Consider the following 21,102-nt stretch of genomic DNA (forward strand, 5'->3'; position numbering starts at 1 on the left):
ACCTCTTACTTATTTAGCTCTTGTAAGAACCTCTCTTCATTCCAAACCTCAACATTATGTTTCTCCGCTTGTGCTAATTTCGAACCTGCCGCTTCACCTGCAACAACTAAATCCGTACTTTTACTAACACTTCCTGTTACTTTTCCACCTAATGCCTCAATTTTCTTCTTCGCTTCACTACGTCCCATAACTTCTAATTTCCCTGTTAAAACGACAGTTTTTCCTGCGAAGTACGACTCAACGTTTTGTAAATCAGCAATTTTCATGCCTTTATATGTCATGTTCACGCCGTATTCTTTAAATTGTTGTAATAACTCTAATACGTCTTCATTATCGAAATACGTTACTACGGATTGAGCCATTTTTTCACCAATTTCATTAATTGCTTTTAATTCTTCTTCCGTTGCCTTCACAAGCGCATCCATCGTTTCGAAATGCTCTGCAAATGTACGTGCTGCTTTCGCTCCAACATGGCGAATACCAAGACCGAATAATAATCGCTCTAATGAGTTTTCTTTAGAATTCTCAATTGCTTGTACTAAATTCGTTGCTGATTTTTCTCCAAATCGTTCTAGCTGTAATAATTGCTCTTTCGTCAACGAATATAAATCAGCAAATGTACGAATATAATCTGCCTCAAAGAGTTGTGTAATGACACGTTCTCCAAGTCCATCAATATTCATTGCATTTCTTGAAACGAAATGGATTAACCCTTCTCGAATTTGAGCAGGACAAGTTGGATTTATACAACGAAGTGCTACCTCTTCTTCTAAACGAACTAGTTCACTCTCACATGCTGGGCAATGCGTTGGCATATGATATTCTTCTTCCTCACCAGTACGCTTATCGAAAATAACATTTACAACTTCAGGAATAATATCTCCAGCCTTCTTCACAACAACGTAGTCACCAATTCGAATATCTTTTTCACGAATTAAATCTTCGTTATGTAAAGAAGCACGACGAACGATCGTACCAGCCACTCGCACTGGCTCTAGCTCTGCAGTCGGTGTTACAACCCCTGTACGACCAACACTTAATTCAATCCCTGTTAATCTTGTTACAACTTCTTCAGCTGGGAATTTATACGCAATTGCCCATCTTGGACTCTTTGCTGTAGTGCCTAGACTTTCTTGAAGAGCAACATCATCTACTTTTATAACGATCCCATCAATCTCATAATCAAGATGCGGACGTTTTTCTTGCCATTCTTCTACATAAGCTATAACTTCTTCAATTGTTTCACATGTGCGTCGATTTGGATTTGTTTTGAATCCAAGTTCACCTAAGAAATCAAGCGATTCACTATGTGATAGGATTGTTTTTTCTTCTACATTCGCAAGACCGTATACAAACATAGATAAGTTACGCTTCGCTGCAATTTTCGGATCAAGTTGGCGGATTGAACCTGCTGCCGCATTACGCGGATTTGCAAATACATCTTCACCATTTTGCTCTTTTTCTTCATTTAACTTAACGAATGAACGCTTCGGCATATAAGCTTCGCCTCGTGCTTCTAACGTTACTTCTTCATTTAAACGAAGCGGGATTGCTTTAATCGTTTTTAAATTTTGAGTAATATCTTCACCTGTTACACCATCACCACGTGTTGCCCCTTGAATAAAGCGTCCTTTTTCATAATGAAGTGAAACAGCAAGTCCGTCAATTTTTAATTCGCATATATATCTTACATTCGCATCATCAATTCCTTGACGTACTCGTCGGTCAAAATCACGTAAATCTCCTTCGTTAAATGCATTTCCTAAACTTAACATCGGTGACTTGTGTGTTACTTTTTCAAATATATCAAGAACCGTTCCCCCAACGCGAACGGAGGGAGAATCTTCACTCATAAACTCTGGGTTCTCTGCTTCTAATTTTATAAGCTCCTGCATATTACGGTCATACTCCGCATCAGAAACAGAAGGATTGTCTAACACGTGATATTGATAGTTAAATGTATTTAACAAATCACGTAGTTCTTCTATACGTTTTTTTGCTATCTCTTTTGACATATCCTCATTCCTTTCCTATTGTTTCGTCACAGGTGCAAATTTTGCTAACAAACGTTTAACACCAATTGGGCTTGGGAACGCAATATCTAATTCTTTTGCATCACCTTCACCTTTTACACTTACGACTGTACCGATTCCCCATTTTTGGTGGGAAGCTTTATCGCCTACCGCCCAGCCGATTTGTTCGCCGCCTGTCGTCTTAGCTGCAGGACGCGCGAAAGCTGAGCGAGAACGTGTTGTAGTTGTCATTTTACTGCTACTTGCCGTTCTTCCTTTTGCACCAAACGAAGTTTCACGCTTCGGTGCTGTTTCATTTAATGGTTCTACTAGTTCTGTCGGGATTTCTGTAATGAATCGGGATGCGGCATTCATACTTGTTCTACCAAATAAAGTACGCATTTGTGCATTTGATAAATACAACTCTTCTTCTGCACGAGTAATACCTACATAAGCAAGACGACGCTCTTCTTGCATTTCATCTTCTTCCATTAGGGAACGAGTATGCGGGAATATTCCTTCCTCTAAACCAACAATAAAGACAACTGGGAATTCTAATCCTTTCGCTGAGTGCATCGTCATTAAAATAACTTCCTCACCAGCAGTCGGGTCTTCATCTACACGATCAATATCTGCAACAAGTGCTAAGTCTGTTAAGAATGCAACAAGGCTCTTATCTTCGCTTTGAGATTCAAATGTTTGCGTAACAGATAAAAACTCATCTAAGTTCTCTAGACGACCTTCCGCTTCTAACGTACGCTCGTTTTTCAACATGTCGCGATAGCCGGTTTTTTCAATAACTTCTTCTACCAATTCTGTAACAGATAAATACTCTTGCATATTTACCCAGTTGTGTAATAAACCTGCGAATTCTTTTACTGCCTTTGTAACCTTTGCACTTACTCCAACATGCTCAATCTCATCGAATACAGCTGTTAATGAAATTCCATTTTGTACACCGTAATTAATAATTTTATCGATAGAAGTCGCACCAATTCCGCGCTTTGGCACGTTAATAATACGTGCGAAACTAATCTCATCATCTGGATTCCCAATTAAGCGTAAATACGCCAAAATGTCTTTAATCTCTTTACGGTCGTAGAACTTCGTACCGCCGACAATTTTGTAAGGAATATTAGATTTCAGGAAAATCTCCTCGACCATACGAGACTGCGCATTTGTACGATATAACACCGCAAAATCAGTATATTTTCGTTTTCCCATTTGAATATCGTCGCGAATTTTTTTCGCAACAAAGTATGCTTCGTCCTTTTCCGTTGCAGCACGATAGTAAGAGATTTTGCTTCCAACTTCATTATCTGTCCATAATTTCTTCGGTTTACGATTCGTATTTCTTTCAATGACAGCATTCGCTGCATTTAAAATATTTTGTGACGAACGATAATTTTGTTCTAACAGAATAACTTGCGCATTCTCATAGTCTTTTTCGAATGACAAAATGTTAGAAATGTCCGCACCACGCCAGCGATAAATTGACTGATCTGAGTCACCTACAACACATAAATTTTTAAAACGTGCTGCCAAATGTTTAACAAGAAGGTACTGCGCTTTGTTCGTATCTTGATACTCATCCACGTGAATATACTGGAATTTACGCTGATAAAACTCTAGTACTTCTGGAACACGTTCAAATAGTTGAATCGTCGTCATAATTAAATCATCAAAGTCTAGTGAGTTATTTTTCAAAAGACGTTTTTGATATTCTGTATATACATCGCTCGTTAATTTTTCATATGGATCAGCAATTGTAATTTTCTTCGCATATTTATCCGCAGATAACAATTCATTTTTCGCATTACTAATACCAGCTAAAATAGAGCGCGGCTCAAATTTCTTCGGATCAATATTACGCTCTTTCATAATTTTTTTAACTACAGTTAACTGATCACCTGAATCTAAAATTGTAAAGTTACGATTAATACCAATGCGATCGATATCACGTCGTAAAATACGTACACACATAGAGTGGAACGTAGAAATCCAAATATCTTCAGCTTCTGGTCCGACAAGTGTATCAATACGCTCGCGCATTTCACGAGCCGCTTTATTTGTAAAGGTAATAGCTAGTACATTCCATGGCGCTACTCCTTTTTCACCAAGTAAATACGCAATACGATGTGTTAACACACGTGTTTTACCACTACCTGCGCCTGCCATTAATAGAAGTGGTCCGTTCGTTGTTTGTACTGCTTTTTGTTGCTGCGGATTTAAACCATTTAATAATCTATCTGTCATACTCATATACGCCTGCACCTACTCTCCTTTTACTGCTTTAACCGTTTTTAACGCTGCTTTTATATCATCATAAATAATATTTCCAACAACTACTGTATCAGCATGCTGCGCCATTTCCTTCGCCTGTTCAGCATTAGAAATACCACCGCCATAATATAACTTAGCTTGTTTCAATTGTGCTTTTACATTTTTAACAAGTTCAACATCTCCATACGTACCGCTATACTCTAAATAAAATATCGGTAAACGTAATAGCTTGTCTGCTAAACGCGCGTATGCAATCACATCATCTTCTGTTACATCACACTTTGCATCTGTAAGCTGGGCTACTTTCGCTTCAGGATTTAAAACACAATATCCTTCCATAAAAATTTCGTCCCAATCCATAATATCCCCAAATTCTTTCAAAGCCTCATGATGAACGCCTGTTACCCATTCCACCTTTCGGCTATTTAAAACGCTTGGGATATAATAAAAATCGAATCCTGGTGTAATTGCTTCCACATCAGAAACCTCTAACACACAAGGAACTGCATATCTACGAATGCTAACTAGCATGTGTAGTACATTATCAATTGTCACCCCATCACTTCCGCCTACAATAACAGCATCTGTTCCAGACTCACAAATCATTTCTAAATGTTCGTCACTTAATTCCTTATTCGGATCAAGCTTAAATACATGTTTCCATCCGGAAATATCGTACATGAAAACACCCTTTCTTTTCTCAAGTTGTATATATTTCTGTTTAAAATAACAGTTTATTTTCATTAGGATTTTTTAAGTTCACCTTAAATATTTGTTTAAAGCGGAGAATTAAGTTTGGAATCCCCTCTTCCACATTTTTCAAACGAGAGGATTTAATTTTGAACTTCCTTTTATGCATTCTTTCATTATAACAAAAAAAGCTACTTACACACACGCACAATCCAACATCTTTTTCCACGTCAAATGTTGGATTACATATCCGAAAAATCAAAAGGGATACTAATAAAAGAAATAGTATTATCTATTTCAACTTTCATAAAAGGAGTGTTTTTCTAATGAAGCAAAATATCGGTACAATAAATGCCCTAATTCGAATTACACTCGGACTTGTCCTCTTCGGTTGTAGTGCAACGAAACTCGTGCGCAAACCTTGGTGCACTTGGTCTAACATTTTGCTATGGATTGGTGCAATGAAAGTTGCAGAGGGAATTGTTCGTTTCTGCCCTATTGTTGAAATGTGGAAATTCGGAAAATACATGAACATGGGGGCATTTAAAATGCCTAGCATGAATTTCACTGAAAAGGGACATACTAAAGAAGAAGTGAACCAAACTTCCAATCATGACAAACCACAGTCAAATGGAAGTTATGACGCTTCTGACAAAGAGATTGAGTCAGCGATTGAAGATATAATCCTGGCAAAACCGCTTTGAATCATTTGTCACGATGCAAGATGCTCTCAAAGGGACTTAGCTGCTGCAGTGGGCGGTTAAGTCTTCTTTATTTTATCACAAAAACAGAACGTACATTCCCATTTAGAACATTAAAATATACATAATCAATAAAATTCATAAAATTAGGTGTACACCTCTTGCTTAAAATGATATAAAAGTGATATCATTTTTATATCAGGAGGCGATCATATGAAAGAAAAACAAGTATTTTATATTAATGGTTTTCTTGGGATTATTGGAATTTTGATTTTAGCCGCTATCGGTGTATTTTTCCTCGTGCAAGAAATTTTCATAGGAGCAGCATTAACTATTATTTTAGCTGCAGTTCTTGCTACAGGTATTGGTATTGTTCAACCAAATCAAGCAAAAGTCATTACGTTTTTCGGTAATTATTTAGGAACAATTCGTCAAAACGGTTTATTTTTAACGATTCCGTTCGCGTTCCGTCAAACTGTATCATTACGTGTTGAGAACTTTAATAGTAAGAAATTAAAAGTAAATGATGTTGACGGAAATCCAATTGAAATTGCAGCTGTTATCGTCTATAAAGTTGTTGATTCTGCAAAAGCGATGTTCGGCGTTGAACATTATGATCGATTTGTAGAAATTCAAAGCGAAACGGCAATCCGCCACGTTGCAACGAAATATCCTTATGATAATTTCCAAGATGAAACTTGCATTACGTTACGTGGAAATACTGAAGAAATCTCTGAAGAATTAAAACGTGAATTAGAAGCACGCCTTGAAATTGCTGGCGTAGAAGTGTTAGAAACTCGTTTAACACATTTAGCTTATGCAACAGAAATTGCCCATGCAATGCTACAACGCCAACAAGCAAAAGCAGTATTAGCTGCTAGAAAAGAGATTGTTGAAGGTGCTGTGAAGATGGCAAAAGATTCAATCCATATGTTAGATGAAGAAGGCGTACTTGAATTAGATGACGAGCGTAAAGCGAATATGGTGAACAACCTATTAGTTGCCATCGTTTCAGATAAAGGTGCGCAACCAGTTATTAATACAGGAAGCCTATACTAAAAGGTTGTAAATCACTATGGCTAAAAAGAAAAGCTTTCCATTACGTATTGATCCTGAATTACACGCAGTCATCGAAAAATGGGCGAATGATGAGTTTCGTAGCGTCAATGCACACATCGAGTATTTACTTCGAGAAATGGCAAAGCAAAAAGGGAAATTGAAAAAAGATAAAGATGTATAAAAAATCTCGCTGATTTCTCAGCGAGATTTTTTACATATTAGCTTCTCATCATCTCATGCCCAATTGCACGATATCCTATATCACTTCGGTAAAATAGACCATCACTCTCAATTTTACCGATTTCTTTATACACCTTATCTTTCGCTTCTTGTAAACTATTCGCCTTACAAGCAACAAATAATACACGACCACCGTTCGTTACAAAGTCACCATGTTTCATTGCTGTACCTGCATGGAAAACAATCACATCTTGCAATGCATCTAGCCCTTTAATAATTTCACCTTTTTTATATGCTTCCGGATATCCTTTCGAAGCAAGTACAACGCCAATAACTGCTTCTTCTGACCATTGTAACGTTAGTTCACTCTCATCTAATACAGCGTTACATACATCAACTAAATCATTTTCTAGGCGTGGTAATACAACTTCTGTTTCAGGATCACCAAAGCGAGCATTAAACTCAATTACCTTTGGACCATCATTTGTTAAAATAAGTCCCGCATATAAAATGCCTGTAAACGATCGATTTTCTGCAATCATCGCTTTAGCAGTTGGATGCAATACGTTTTTTATCGCCTCTTGAACTGCTGATTCCGGAATTTGTGGTACTGGAGAATATGCACCCATTCCACCTGTATTTGGACCTTTATCTCCATCAAAAGCTCGTTTATGATCTTGCGCGATTACCATCGGATGCACATTTGTTCCATTCACAAATGCCATTAATGAAAATTCTTGTCCATCTAAAAACTCTTCAATAACGACCTTCTTACTCGCTTCGCCGAACTTTACATCTTGTAGCATTTCTTTCACAGCCTGTAATGCTTCTTCAAGCGTCATCGCTACTGTTACACCTTTACCAGCAGCTAATCCATCTGCCTTAATAACAATTGGTGCACCAACTTTTTGAATGTACTGTACTGCTTCTTCATAATCTGTAAAAGTTTCATATGCCGCAGTTGGAATATCATATTTTTTCATCAATTCTTTCGTAAAAGCTTTACTACCTTCAATAACAGCAGCCGCTTTATTCGGACCAAATACGCGAAGTCCCTCTTCTGTAAAACGATCAACAATTCCATTCATAAGCGGAATTTCTGGTCCAACGAAAGTTAATTCAACCTTATTCTCTTTAGCAAATAAAACTAACGCATCAAAATCATTTTCATCAATATCAACTGGTGTTGCAATATCGCGCATACCTTCATTGCCCGGTGCTACATACACCTTTTTCACTTTTGTAGATTGTGCAAACTTCCAAGCTAAAGCATGCTCACGCCCACCGCGTCCAATTACTAAAACATTCATATTTCATCCCCCAATACTTAAATAAGTACAAACTAGAAGCTATGCTCCTAGTTTGTTTTCATATCACTGTAAGTTTAAAAAGGAGGATCAAGAGAACCGAGCAGGTCGAGGCGCATTTGCCAGGAGGACACGGAGTGTAGTTCTCCTACATGAGTACCGCACTGGCAATGCAACGACGACATGCGAAGGTTATCTTAACCGGACTTTTTAAACACCCTCTATTAGTGTTTGAAATGACGTACGCCAGTGAACACCATCGCAATCCCATACGTATCCGCCACTTTAATAGAATCTTCATCACGGATCGATCCGCCTGGTTGAATGATTGCTGTAATTCCTGCTTTTGCTGCTTCTTCTAATGTATCTGGCATTGGGAAGAAAGCATCAGATGCAAGCGCGCTACCTTGTGCTTTTTCACCAGCTTGTGTAATTGCAATTTTTGCAGAACCTACACGGTTCATCTGTCCCGCACCGACACCAATTGTCATATCATCTTTCGCTAAAACAATTGCATTTGACTTCACATGTTTTACAACTTTCCAAGCTAGTTTTAAATCTTTCCATTCTTGCTCTGAAGGTTCACGTTTTGTTGGAATTGAAATTGTACTTTCATCTAATGATAACGTATCTTCCTCTTGAACAAGAAGTCCGCCTTGTACAGAAGTTAGTTTTTTGCTCGCACTTGTCGATTTTTCAATATTTACAGTTAGTAAACGTAAGTTTTTCTTACTTTGCAACACTTCTAAAGCTTCTTTTGAGAAAGAAGGTGCAATAATAATTTCTAAGAAAATTTCATGTAACTTTTCAGCTGTAGATTTGTCAATCTCACGATTCGCTGCAATAATCCCTCCAAAGATTGATACTGGATCCGCTTCATAAGCACGTGTGTATGCTTCATGAATATCAGTTCCTACTCCAACACCACATGGATTCATATGTTTTACTGCTACTACTGCTGGTTCTGTAAATTCTTTTACAATGCTAAGTGCTGCATCTGCATCATTAATATTGTTATATGATAATTCTTTACCATGTAATTGTTCTGCGTATGCAACAGAAGAAGTTGCTGCAAATGGCGCTTTATAGAAAGTTGCCTTTTGATGTGGGTTCTCGCCATAACGTAAGTCTTGCTTTTTCTCAAATGTCACAGTTAATGTTTCTGGGCTTTCTTCACCCATTTGCTCTGTTAAGTAGTTAGAGATTAACGCATCATATGCTGCTGTATGGCGGAATACTTTCGCTGCTAATTTACGTTTCGTTTCTTCTTTTACTTCACCGTTCTCTTCCAGTTCTGCTAATACAACATCGTAATCTACTGGATCTACAATTACCGATACAAATTTGTGATTTTTCGCAGCAGAGCGAATCATTGTTGGGCCACCAATATCAATATTTTCAATTGCATCAGCAAATGTTACATCAGGCTTAGCGATTGTTTCTTTGAATGGGTATAAGTTAACGACAACAAAATCAATTGGCTCTATACCTAACTCATTCATTTGTGCTACATGCGTTTCATTATCGCGAACTGCTAATAGACCACCATGAATATTTGGATGTAATGTTTTCACACGACCATCCATAATTTCTGGGAAACCAGTTACTTCAGAAATACCGATTACTTGTAAGCCGTTTTCTTCTAGTAATTTTTTTGTACCGCCTGTTGATATAACTTCGATTCCTTGTTCTAGTAAACCTTTAACAAATTCTACTACTCCTGTTTTATCTGAAACACTTACTAATGCACGCTTTTTCATTTACCCTTCACCCCTGGTTGTATGTTAGTTAACAGTTGGTTCTTTCGTAGATTGAACAATTTGATTCACTGTATTTACGTATAATTTATGTTCAACTTGTTGAATTTTCTTTTGTAAGCTTTCTCTCGTATCCCCTTCAGAAACAACTACTGCTTCTTGTGCAATAATTGGCCCTGTATCCATACCTGCGTCTACATAATGAATCGTTACTCCAGTTACTTTCACACCTGCTTCTAACGCTTGACCAACAGCATCTTTCCCTGGAAAACTCGGTAATAGTGATGGATGAATATTAATAATCCTTCCGCCGTAAGCTTCTAGTAAAGTTGGTCCAATTAAACGCATATATCCAGCTAAAATAACATAATCAATTTCATACTCTTCTAGCTTCTTTAATATCTCTTTTTCAAACGCTTCTTTTGACTCATATGCTTTCGCTGAAAAAGCGAAACACGGGATATGATGATAATGTGCTCGCCCAACAGCGCGTGCTTCTGGTTTATCACATACTAATAAACTAATTTCTGCATCCAATCTTTTTTCTTCTACTGCATTAACGAGAGATTGAAAGTTAGATCCGCTTCCAGAAGCAAAAACTGCTAATCTACTCATAGCGCTGTGCCTCCATTAAAAGTAACGCCAGCTCCTTGTACAGTGCGTCCAATAATACGAGCAGTTTCTCCTTGCTCTTCAAGAAGACGAACAACATCTTTTGCATCTTCTTCCTTCACCGCTACTACCATACCAATACCCATGTTAAAAATATTGAACATTTCTTTCTCTTCCAGCTTGCCAACTTCTTGAAGTAAACTAAAGATCGGCTGAATTTCCCAAGATCCTAATTCAATTTCTGCACCGATTTCTTCTGGTAACATACGTGGAATATTTTCAATGAATCCGCCACCTGTAATATGTGCCATACCGTATACTTCATATTTCTTCAATAGTTCTAAAATAGGTTTGACATAAATTTTCGTTGGTTTTAATAATTCTTCACCAAGAGGTAGCTCTAAGCGTCCGTAAATGCGATCTAAAGATAGTTCTCCATCTTCTAGTAATACTTTTCGTACTAAAGAATAACCGTTACTATGAATACCGCTAGATGCTAAGCCAATTAATACGTGACCAGCTTCAATTTTTTCACCTGTTACAATTTTCTTTTTATCAACGATCCCAACTGTAAAACCAGCTAAATCGTATTCTTCTGTAGAATACATTCCTGGCATTTCAGCTGTTTCTCCACCAATTAAAGCACAACCTGCTTGGCGACAGCCCTCTGATATACCTTTGACGATGTTTTCAATTTTACTAGGTTCAGCTTTACCACAAGCAATATAATCAAGGAAGAAAAGCGGCTCTGCTCCTTGGACAACAATATCATTTACACACATTGCTACCGCATCAATACCAATTGTGTCATGTTTATCTGCCATAAAAGCGAGCATCAATTTCGTTCCCACGCCATCTGTTCCAGATACTAATACAGGTTCTTCTAATGCAAATTTTGATAGGTCAAACATACCTCCAAAACCGCCTAAACCGCCTAGTACTTCTTTTCTCATTGTTGTTTGTACGTGTTTTTTCATGCGAGATACCGCTTCATATCCAGCTTCAATATCTACTCCTGCTTGCTTATATGCATTCGCCATCGTTATCTACACCTCGTCTTTTAATTTCTCCCTATCCTGTGCGGGCCGTTTTAAGAAAGAAGCTAGCTTCTACATCAAAAAGAAGTAGAAGCTTTTTTCTTCTTATTTCATACTTTCTAAAAGCTCTTGCTCATAATCATAAAGAGCTGTTGGATAATCTCCATTGAAGTACGCCATACATAGGCCACCGTATTTCCCTTCATATGGACGTCCAATTGCATCTACTAATCCATCTTCACTTAAAAATGTTAATGAGTCTGCACCGATCATTTCACGAATTTCTTCTACCGTATGATTTGCTGCAATTAATTCTTTTCTCGTTTGAATATCAATGCCATAGAAACATGGATATTTCAAAGGTGGTGAAGCTATTCTTACGTGAACTTCTGTCGCTCCAGCCTCGCGAAGCATACGAACAATTCGTTTACTCGTTGTTCCTCGTACGATAGAATCATCAATCATAACAACTCGTTTTCCTTCAACTACACCCCTTACTGCTGAAAGCTTCATCTTAACCCCTTGCTCTCGCAGTTCCTGAGAAGGTTGAATAAACGTACGTCCAACGTAACGATTTTTAATTAATCCTAACTCATATGGAATACCTGTCGCCTCCGCATAACCAATTGCTGCTGAAATGCTAGAGTCTGGTACACCAGTAACAACATCAGCTTCAATAGGAGCTTCTGCCGCCAAACGTTTCCCCATGTTTTTACGTGCTGCGTGGACATTAACACCAGCGATATTTGAATCTGGGCGTGCGAAGTAAATGTATTCCATACTGCAAATTGCATGTTCTACATCATTTGTAAAACGATCTACGTGAATTCCCTCATCATTAATGATAAGTAATTCACCCGGTTCTACATCACGAATGTATGTTGCACCTACTACATCAAAAGCACATGTTTCTGATGCTACAACGTAAGCATCTCCCATCTTTCCAATTGAAAGGGGACGGAATCCGTTTGGATCTAGCGCAACGATCATTTCATTTCCAGTTAGTAAAAGATATGCAAACGCACCTTTCACTTTATTTAGAGCTTCTTTTACACTTTCAATTAACGAATCTTTCGTACTACGTTTAATAAGGTGTAAAAGTACTTCTGTATCTGAACTTGTTTGAAAAATACTTCCCTCTGCCTCTAATTCGCGGCGAAGCATTTTTGCATTAATTAAATTCCCGTTATGAGCTAATGCCATACTATGATCAGAAAAACGGAATAGTAATGGTTGAACGTTAGCCACTTCACTTCCACCAGCCGTCGCGTATCGTACGTGTCCGATTGCTGATTTCCCGTTCAATCCTTCTAGCTCTCCTCTTGAAAACACTTCCGATATTAAACCTAACCCCTTGTGACCGACGATTTTTTCTCCATTATTTACAACAATGCCTGCGCCTTCTTGCCCACGGTGCTGTAAACTGTGCAATCCGTAATATGAAACTTGTGCCGCATTTTCATGCCCCCAAATTCCGAAAACGCCACATTCTTCGTTTAACCCCTTTATTTCAGCAAGCATGGGATTGCCCCTTTCCAAGCCTTTCTCATTTCATCTACATTTGCTGTAAGTAATACTTCATTTTCTTCATTATGAATTGTCACTTCATTTGTATTTGTTACTTCTCCAACTTGAATTGCTTCTACCGCTTTCTCAAACGCTTCTTTATTTTCACGTTTTACAGTTATCACAAAGCGAGATTGCGATTCCGCAAATAATGCCGCTGTTGCTTCCCCGTCTAATTTCACAGTAGCACCTAAGCCGTTAGCACCAATTGCACTTTCTGAAATTGCAACTGCTAAACCACCTTCAGCAACGTCATGTGCAGATTGAATAAGGCCAGCTTGAATTGCTGCTAATACTTGTTTTTGACGTTTTAATTCTACGTCTAGATCGATACTTGGTGATTGGCCGAAAATTTTGCCGTGAAGCATTTTCTGTAATTCACTTCCACCAAACTCAGCTTTCGTCTCTCCGATAATATAAACTAAATCGCCAGCTTGCTTAAATTCTTGTGTTGTTACATGTTTTAAGTCATGTACTAGTCCGACCATCCCAACTGTCGGTGTTGGATATACCGCTTCACCACTACGTTCGTTATACATTGATACGTTTCCGCCTATAACTGGTGTTTGTAATGTGCGACAAGCTTCACTCATACCATCTACTGATTTCTCAATTTGCCAGAAGATTTCTGGTTTCTCTGGATTACCGAAGTTTAAGCAATCTGTAATTGCAAGTGGCTCTCCTCCAGAACATACGATATTACGTGCTGCCTCTGCTACTGCAATTTTACCGCCCATTTCTGGATCTAAATAAATGTAGCGAGAGTTACAATCTGTCGTCATTGCTAATCCTTTTTCTGTACCGCGTACACGTACAACTGCTGCATCTGAACCCGGTGTAACAACTGTGCTTGTGCGAACTTGATAATCATATTGATCATAAACCCACTCTTTACTTGCAATCGTCGGTTGTTGTAATAGAGCGAATAACGTTTCTTTATAATTTTCTACTTTTGGTGTTTCCATTTTCATCTGCTGGAATTCAGCAAAGTATGCTGCTTCTTGTGATGGTTTATGATAAATTGGCGCTTCTTCTGCAAGAGCATCCGCTGGTACTTCAGCTACCATTTCACCTTTATGGAATAAACGAAGCATTTTGTCTTCCGTTACTTTCCCCATCGTAACGGCTGCAAGACCATACTTCTCAAATAAATCTACTATCTCTTGCTCTCTACCTTTTTTCACAACAATTAACATACGCTCTTGTGATTCAGATAGCATCATTTCATATGGTGTCATTCCTGTTTCTCGTTGTGGTACATCATCTAAGTACATTTCAATACCCATTCCTGCTTTACTTGCCATTTCTGCAGAAGATGATGTTAAACCAGCTGCACCCATATCTTGAATTCCAACAAGTGCATCCGATTGAATAAGTTCTAAACAAGCTTCAATAAGAAGTTTCTCCATAAATGGATCTCCTACTTGAACTGCTGGACGCTTCGCTTCTGAGCTTTCAGATAACTCTTCAGATGCGAATGTAGCACCGTGGATACCATCACGACCAGTTGATGCTCCTACGTACATTACTGTGTTTCCAGCACCGTGCGCTTGCCCTTTTTTAATGTCTTCGTGGTTAATTAAGCCTACGCACATTGCATTTACAAGTGGATTTCCTTCATAACATGGATCAAACTGTACTTCGCCGCCAACAGTCGGAATACCGATACAGTTACCGTATCCCGCAATTCCTGCTACTACTTCTTCGAATAAGTATTTCACACGTGGTGATTGTAATTCTCCAAATCGAAGTGAGTTTAATAGAGCTACTGGACGTGCTCCCATAGAGAATACGTCACGAATAATACCGCCAACACCTGTTGCTGCTCCTTGATATGGCTCAATAGCAGAAGGGTGGTTATGACTTTCCATTTTAAATACAACCGCTTGATTATCACCGATGTCTACAATTCCAGCACCTTCCCCAGGCCCTTGCAAGACGCGCTCACCTGTTGTTGGGAATTTTCGAAGTACTGGTTTTGAATTTTTATAACTACAATGTTCAGACCACATAACAGAGAATAATCCTGTTTCTGTATAATTTGGCAGACGGCCTAAAATCTTTTCAACCATGGCGAACTCTTCGTCTGTTAGCCCCATTTCCGCATATATGCGCTCTTCTTTAATTTGTGTTGGATTTGGTTCAAGCATTAACGACATATGTTTCCCTCCACTGTTTTAAGATAGATTGAAAGACTTTTAACCCTTCAGCACCGCCAAGTAATTCATCTACAGCACGCTCTGGGTGTGGCATCATACCCAGTACATTTCCTTTTTTGTTTACAATACCAGCAATATCTGAAACGCTTCCGTTCGGGTTTTCTACGTAACGGAATGCGATTTGATTATTCTCTTCTAATTGTTTAAGAGTCTCTTCATCACAATAGTAATTCCCCTCACCATGTGCAATTGGAATATTGATTACTTCATCTTTTTCATATTGTGATGTAAACATTGTTTCATTATTTTCAACACGTAACTGAACTGTTCGACACATAAATTTTAAGTTTTCATTTCTCATTAATGCTCCTGGTAATAATCCTGATTCAACAAGAATCTGGAATCCATTACATACACCTAAAATTGGCTTTCCTTGCTCAGCAGCTTTCTGTACTGCTTTCATTGCATTCGCAAAGCGAGAAATAGCACCGCAGCGTAAGTAGTCACCGTAAGAGAAACCACCTGGTAGTAGAATTGCATCATATTCATCTAAATTCTCTGTATCGTGCCAAACGTAATCTACTTCTTCGCCAAGCTCATCTTTAATTGCATGGAACATATCGACATCACAGTTCGAACCTGGAAATACTATTACGGCAAATTTCACTGTGCGACAACCTCCTCAACTTCATAACGGAAGTCTTCCATTACAACGTTTGCTAATAGTTTTTCACACATTTCCTTTACCTTGCTATCTAAGTCAGTTACCGATTTATCAATTGTTAGTTCCATGTACTTTCCAATTCGAACATCTTGTACTTCTGTGAATGAAAGGCTATGAAGTGCTCCTTTTACTGCTGTTCCTTGTGGATCTAATACGCTTTCTCTTAATGTTACATATACCTTAACTTTATACATGTGAAATTCCCCCTAAACGTTTTAAAATCTCTTCATAAGCATCTGTTAAATTTCCAAGATCACGACGGAATACGTCTTTATCAAACTTCTCATTGCTCGTTTCATCCCATAAACGGCAAGTATCTGGTGAAATTTCATCTGCTAAAATGATTTCTCCTTCATCCGTTACACCAAACTCTAATTTGAAATCTACTAATCTTACACGACAGCTTGCGAAATGATCAATCAACACTTGATTGATTTGTAGAGCCATATCTCGTAATACGCTTACTTGCTCTGGCGATGCAACGTTTAATACACGAATATGATCTTCCGTTACAAGCGGATCTCCTAAATCATCATCTTTGAAGTAAAATTCTACGATTGGTTCTGCAAGTACAGTTCCCTCTTCCATTCCTAATCGTTTTGAAAGACTTCCTGCAATTACATTTCTTGTGACAACTTCTAAAGGAATAATACTCACTTTTTTAACAAGTTGTTCTGTTTCAGATAGCTTCTCAACAAAGTGTGTTTTAATTCCTACTTCTTGTAACTTTCTGAACAATAAAGTTGTAATCTCATTGTTCAAACGACCTTTTCCTGTAATCGTCTCTTTTTTCTCCCCATTGAAAGCAGTCGCACTATCTTTGTACTCTACCCAAACCATATCTGCTGATTCTGTACGATAAATTCTTTTTGCCTTACCTTCATACAGCAATTCTAGCTTTTGCATTTCGCAAGCCCCCTGTAGTTTGAAAAATGTGAATAATGTTTTTATAAAGAATGGCACAGAATGACTCTATTCTGTGCCATATGAAATTTTACGCTTCGTTTAATCCAAGGCGTTCAAAGATTGTATCAACGTGTTGCATATGATGCTCATAGTTGAAGCATTCATTAATTTCTTCTTGTGTTAACTTGCTCGTAATACGCTCATCAGCTTCTACAAGCTCTTTAAATTGTACTTGTGTTTCCCAAGCTTCCATTGCTTTAGGTTGTACGATATCGTAAGCTTCTTCACGCACCATACCTTTGTCAATTAACGTAAGCATTACGCGCTGAGAATAAATTAAGCCGTATGTTCTTGTCATATTACGTTTCATATTCTCTGGGTATACAGTTAAGTTTTTAACAATATTACCAAAGCGGTTTAGCATGTAATTTAACGCGATTGTAGCATCTGGTAAAATTACGCGTTCTGCTGAAGAGTGAGAAATATCACGCTCATGCCATAATGGAACATTCTCATAAGCTGTCATCATATAACCGCGGATAACACGAGCTAAACCAGTCATATTTTCAGATCCAATTGGATTACGCTTATGCGGCATTGCAGAAGAACCTTTTTGACCTTTGGCGAAAGCTTCTTCAACTTCACGTGTTTCACTCTTTTGTAAACCACGAATCTCAACTGCCATCTTTTCGATAGACGTTGCGATTAATGCAAGTGTTGACATGTAATGTGCATGGCGATCACGTTGCAATGTTTGTGTTGAAATTGGTGCTGCTTCTAATCCTAAGTTTTCACAAACATACTTTTCTACGAATGGATCGATATTTGCATATGTACCAACCGCACCAGATAATTTACCAACACGAACTGTATTAGCAGCTTGTTTGAAACGCTCTACGTTACGTTTCATTTCTTCATACCAAAGACCAAGTTTTAAACCGAATGTTGTTGGTTCTGCATGAACACCGTGTGTTCTTCCCATCATGATCGTGTATTTATGCTCTTTCGCTTTGTTAGCTAAAATACTTACAAAGTTTTCTAAGTCTTTTAATATGATTTCATTCGCTTGTTTTAAAATGTAAGATAACGCTGTATCTACTACGTCTGTAGATGTTAAACCGTAATGAATCCATTTACGTTCCTCGCCTAATGCTGGTGTTTCTGATACAGCACGAGTGAATGCAACTACGTCATGACGTGTCTCTTTTTCAATTTCATAAATACGATCAATATCAAATGATGCATGCTCACGAATTTTTTTAACATCTTCTTTCGGAATATCGCCAAGCTCAGCCCATGCTTCACAAGCTAAAATCTCAACTTCTAACCACGCTTTAAATTTGTTCTCTTCCGTCCAAATTGCACCCATTTCTGGGCGTGTATAACGACTAATCATCTTTTTCCCTCCAACAGTTGTTCTTGATGGTCCCAAATATGCAAACTCTTCGCTTTTTCTAGAGCGACTTCAATATTATCATTTAAAATATTAACATGCCCCATTTTTCGCTGCGCTTTTGCTTTTGCTTCTTCTTTTCCATACAAGTGTAAATAGCACCCGGTTAATCTATTCACTTGTCTTAGGACCCCTTCTATATGTTCGCCTAAAATGTTTACCATGACAACTGGTTTTAACAAATTTGTTTCTCCAAGAGGTAAATTACAGATTGCTCGAATATGTTGGCCGAATTGACTCGTTTCACATGCATCCTGTGTATAGTGTCCTGAATTGTGAGGTCTTGGTGCTAATTCATTAATGTAAATCTCACCATCAGCTGTAGCAAACATCTCTACCGCTAGTGTTCCCACAAGTTCTAGTTCATCCGCAAGCACTTTTGCATAAGCAATAGCTTTTTGAGAAAGTTCTTCTGTAATGCGAGCTGGAACGATGGATTCATGCAAAATGTTATTTACATGAATATTTTCCGCTACCGGAAATACTTTCGTTTCACCACTTACACTACGAATGACAATAACTGATACTTCTTTTTCAAAAGGCACCCATTTCTCTAAAATACACTCTGCCGCATTCGCAAGCTCTCCCGCTGTATCAACGTCAGCCTCACTTCTTAAAACAACTTGCCCTTTCCCATCATATCCGCCTGTCGTCGTTTTTAAGACGGAAGGATATGATAACTCAGCGATTGCTTCAGTAAGCTGACCTTGATTTTGAACTACTCTATACGTTGCTACTGGTAATCCTGCTTTCTCAATCGCATTCTTTTCTGTAAAACGATTTTGCGTTTTACTTAACAACTGACTGCCTTGCGGTAAGTAAGCATGTTTTTCAAGCCATTGTAAACATCTATGATCAATATTCTCAAATTCATATGTGACAACATCACTGATCTCTGCTAAATGCTGAATTGCTTTTAAATCGTCATATGATGCAACAATTTCAATATCAGCAACTTGTGCACATGGTGAGTTTTTTGTAGGATCTAAAACAGCAATTTTATATCCCATCTCCTTAGCCGCCAATGCCATCATTCTTCCTAGCTGGCCGCCTCCAATAATACCGATTGTTTTTCCAGGTAAAATGATTCTCGTCATACTAGCTCACTACCTTCGCGCACATCTTTTTCAATTGCTTCTCTTCTCAATTCTAATGCATCATATATGTCATCATGGAATGATCCAAGTATTTGTGCAGCAAGTAAACCAGCATTTGTTGAACCAGCCTTACCAATTGCAACAGTTGCAACTGGAACCCCTCCTGGCATTTGGACGATGGATAATAATGAATCTAAGCCGTTTAACGCTTTTGATTGAACTGGAACTCCGATTACAGGAAGATTTGTCTTCGCTGCAACCATTCCTGGTAAATGTGCTGCTCCACCAGCTCCAGCAATAATAACTTTCAATCCACGTTCACGAGCCGTCTCTGCATATTCAAACATATAATCCGGAGTCCGATGAGCGGATACAACCTTTTTCTCATACGGTATATTTAATTCATCTAAAATGTCACAAGCATATTTCATTGTTTCCCAGTCTGACGTGCTTCCCATTATGACTCCAACTAGTGATTTCATATTAGAATCCCCCCGATTCAAATAAAAAAAGCCTGAAATAGAACAGTTTCTCTTTTACTATGAGAGAAAGCGCTCTACTCAGGCATACGTATCCCTTGTGAATAGAAAAATACCGAGTGACTTTCCCTCATAGTCTAACGAATAACGGTCGTTAGGTAGAGACTTGCAGGCCATATCCCCGCGATTATATGAGGTCTTATATATTATTCTTTCTATGGCTATATTAACAATATTTCATAAACAATGTCAACAAATAATCGAATGTTTTTTTATTACTCACCAATAACGTTCGTGTTTTAGTTATATTCAAAAGAATAATTGTAACTATATGCAAGAAGGATAAGCAATTAGAATATATATTTCTAGAGATCTACCATACACAAAACCGTTTGTATATTAATTACGTATGCTTTTATATAAAGTGAAACTTTAATCAACCCTCACCAATCGGGCTTTTACGGGCAGTTGATCCCCGACCTAGCTTCTTTGCTTCCGCTGAATTTTGAGGTGGGAGTCTTACTGCCCGTTAATGCGGAATAAAGCATATCGTTTCTATTCCTTTGTATCGCATTCATTACTGTAAGGATTGAATACTTATTTTCATCCCGCTTTTCTTACTCTCATTATGTAAAATATATACTTGTAGTAAGAATAACAGTTCCTATCATAAGGATTGTTTGGGAGCACTTAGAAAGCCTGAAAAGCAAAAAAATCATTACTATTACCCTCAATAGCCTCATTTTCATTCTTTTCTCTCATTAAGATTACTAAATTTACGGATTATGACATTTGATATATAAAAATAAACACAAAAAAACCTAAGTCGAAACGACTTAGGCTTTTGCTTGGCGACGTCCTACTCTCACAGGGACAAGGTCCCAACTACCATCGGCGCTAGAGAGCTTAACTTCCGTGTTCGGTATGGGAACGGGTGTGACCTCTCTGCCATCATCACCAAACTATGAAGGCATATTCCTTCAAAACTAGATAACATTTGCTTCATATTATATGGTTAAGTCCTCGATCTATTAGTATTCGTCAGCTCCACATGTCACCATGCTTCCACCTCGAACCTAT

At 38.1% G+C, this 21,102-nt stretch carries 18 protein-coding genes, 1 rRNA gene and 1 riboswitch; of the genes, 3 read left to right on the plus strand and 16 right to left on the minus strand.

What is annotated here, in order from left to right; translation table 11 throughout:
- Positions 1-5 precede the first annotated feature (5 nt).
- Genes ligA through pcrB form a run of 3 tightly spaced genes read right to left on the minus strand, consistent with a single transcriptional unit; the run spans position 6 to position 4,976 of the window.
- Positions 6-2,015: an NAD-dependent DNA ligase LigA gene (ligA, locus tag PDQ68_RS18315; protein ID WP_000031440.1), complete on the minus strand. Its 2,010-nt coding sequence runs from the start codon at positions 2,013-2,015 to the stop codon at positions 6-8.
- A 15-nt stretch (positions 2,016-2,030) separates the two neighbouring features.
- The gene (gene pcrA / locus PDQ68_RS18320) at positions 2,031-4,274 is read right to left on the minus strand and encodes a DNA helicase PcrA (RefSeq protein WP_061183782.1); all 2,244 of its coding nucleotides are present in this window, start codon (positions 4,272-4,274) and stop codon (positions 2,031-2,033) included.
- Between the two features lie 12 nt (positions 4,275-4,286).
- A complete protein-coding gene (pcrB, locus tag PDQ68_RS18325) occupies positions 4,287-4,976 on the minus strand; it encodes a heptaprenylglyceryl phosphate synthase (protein ID WP_000272093.1) in 690 nt (229 codons plus the stop codon).
- A 335-nt stretch (positions 4,977-5,311) separates the two neighbouring features.
- On the opposite strand from pcrB, the gene PDQ68_RS18330 reads away from it, so the two are divergent.
- The 3 genes from PDQ68_RS18330 to PDQ68_RS18340 all read left to right on the plus strand — a co-directional run bounded on the left by PDQ68_RS18330 (position 5,312) and on the right by PDQ68_RS18340 (position 6,926).
- A complete protein-coding gene (locus PDQ68_RS18330) occupies positions 5,312-5,689 on the plus strand; it encodes a YgaP family membrane protein (RefSeq protein WP_061183757.1) in 378 nt (125 codons plus the stop codon).
- A 210-nt stretch (positions 5,690-5,899) separates the two neighbouring features.
- A complete protein-coding gene (locus PDQ68_RS18335) occupies positions 5,900-6,745 on the plus strand; it encodes an SPFH domain-containing protein (RefSeq protein WP_061183756.1) in 846 nt (281 codons plus the stop codon).
- A 16-nt stretch (positions 6,746-6,761) separates the two neighbouring features.
- Entirely contained in the window at positions 6,762-6,926 is a 165-nt protein-coding gene (locus PDQ68_RS18340) for a type II toxin-antitoxin system antitoxin (protein ID WP_001085173.1), read from the plus strand.
- Positions 6,927-6,963: 37 nt separating this feature from the next.
- Here the strand turns inward: PDQ68_RS18340 and purD are convergent, their stop codons facing one another.
- From purD to rrf, 13 genes are all read right to left on the minus strand, one after another.
- Positions 6,964-8,235 (minus strand): phosphoribosylamine--glycine ligase, encoded by a 1,272-nt coding sequence (purD, locus tag PDQ68_RS18345; RefSeq protein WP_073531303.1) that lies wholly within the window; start codon positions 8,233-8,235, stop codon positions 6,964-6,966.
- Positions 8,236-8,456: 221 nt separating this feature from the next.
- Positions 8,457-9,992: a bifunctional phosphoribosylaminoimidazolecarboxamide formyltransferase/IMP cyclohydrolase gene (gene purH, locus PDQ68_RS18350; protein WP_016716317.1), complete on the minus strand. Its 1,536-nt coding sequence runs from the start codon at positions 9,990-9,992 to the stop codon at positions 8,457-8,459.
- 24 nt (positions 9,993-10,016) lie between these two features.
- The gene (gene purN, locus PDQ68_RS18355) at positions 10,017-10,604 is read right to left on the minus strand and encodes a phosphoribosylglycinamide formyltransferase (RefSeq protein WP_000088580.1); all 588 of its coding nucleotides are present in this window, start codon (positions 10,602-10,604) and stop codon (positions 10,017-10,019) included.
- Positions 10,601-11,641 carry a phosphoribosylformylglycinamidine cyclo-ligase gene (purM, locus tag PDQ68_RS18360; protein WP_001262431.1) on the minus strand — a complete coding sequence of 347 codons (1,041 nt, stop codon included), beginning with the start codon at positions 11,639-11,641 and terminating at the stop codon, positions 10,601-10,603. Before purM ends, purN begins: the two co-directional genes overlap by 4 nt.
- Positions 11,642-11,743: 102 nt before the next feature.
- Positions 11,744-13,159 carry an amidophosphoribosyltransferase gene (gene purF, locus PDQ68_RS18365; protein ID WP_000879025.1) on the minus strand — a complete coding sequence of 472 codons (1,416 nt, stop codon included), beginning with the start codon at positions 13,157-13,159 and terminating at the stop codon, positions 11,744-11,746.
- Positions 13,144-15,363, minus strand: coding sequence for a phosphoribosylformylglycinamidine synthase II (gene purL, locus PDQ68_RS18370; RefSeq protein ID WP_000055585.1), 2,220 nt, complete (start codon positions 15,361-15,363; stop codon positions 13,144-13,146). Before purL ends, purF begins: the two co-directional genes overlap by 16 nt.
- On the minus strand, positions 15,347-16,030 hold the full coding sequence (purQ, locus tag PDQ68_RS18375) for a phosphoribosylformylglycinamidine synthase subunit PurQ (RefSeq protein WP_061183753.1): 684 nt from the start codon (positions 16,028-16,030) through the stop codon (positions 15,347-15,349). Before purQ ends, purL begins: the two co-directional genes overlap by 17 nt.
- The gene (gene purS, locus PDQ68_RS18380) at positions 16,027-16,281 is read right to left on the minus strand and encodes a phosphoribosylformylglycinamidine synthase subunit PurS (RefSeq protein WP_000278826.1); all 255 of its coding nucleotides are present in this window, start codon (positions 16,279-16,281) and stop codon (positions 16,027-16,029) included. Before purS ends, purQ begins: the two co-directional genes overlap by 4 nt.
- Complete coding sequence (gene purC, locus PDQ68_RS18385; RefSeq protein WP_001170542.1) at positions 16,274-16,993, minus strand: phosphoribosylaminoimidazolesuccinocarboxamide synthase; 720 nt, start codon at positions 16,991-16,993, stop codon at positions 16,274-16,276. Before purC ends, purS begins: the two co-directional genes overlap by 8 nt.
- An 88-nt stretch (positions 16,994-17,081) precedes the next feature.
- Positions 17,082-18,389 (minus strand): adenylosuccinate lyase, encoded by a 1,308-nt coding sequence (gene purB, locus PDQ68_RS18390; protein WP_000625677.1) that lies wholly within the window; start codon positions 18,387-18,389, stop codon positions 17,082-17,084.
- Entirely contained in the window at positions 18,386-19,543 is a 1,158-nt protein-coding gene (gene purK, locus PDQ68_RS18395) for a 5-(carboxyamino)imidazole ribonucleotide synthase (protein ID WP_270786910.1), read from the minus strand. Before purK ends, purB begins: the two co-directional genes overlap by 4 nt.
- The gene (gene purE / locus PDQ68_RS18400) at positions 19,540-20,025 is read right to left on the minus strand and encodes a 5-(carboxyamino)imidazole ribonucleotide mutase (protein ID WP_000839371.1); all 486 of its coding nucleotides are present in this window, start codon (positions 20,023-20,025) and stop codon (positions 19,540-19,542) included. Before purE ends, purK begins: the two co-directional genes overlap by 4 nt.
- A gap of 110 nt (positions 20,026-20,135) precedes the next feature.
- Positions 20,136-20,237, minus strand: a riboswitch (purine riboswitch).
- A gap of 631 nt (positions 20,238-20,868) precedes the next feature.
- Positions 20,869-20,984 (minus strand): 5S ribosomal RNA (gene rrf, locus PDQ68_RS18410).
- Positions 20,985-21,102: the final 118 nt, after the last annotated feature.

It is taken from the genome of Bacillus cereus group sp. Bc010 (assembly GCF_027716745.1).
Lineage (GTDB): Bacteria > Bacillota > Bacilli > Bacillales > Bacillaceae_G > Bacillus_A > Bacillus_A pacificus.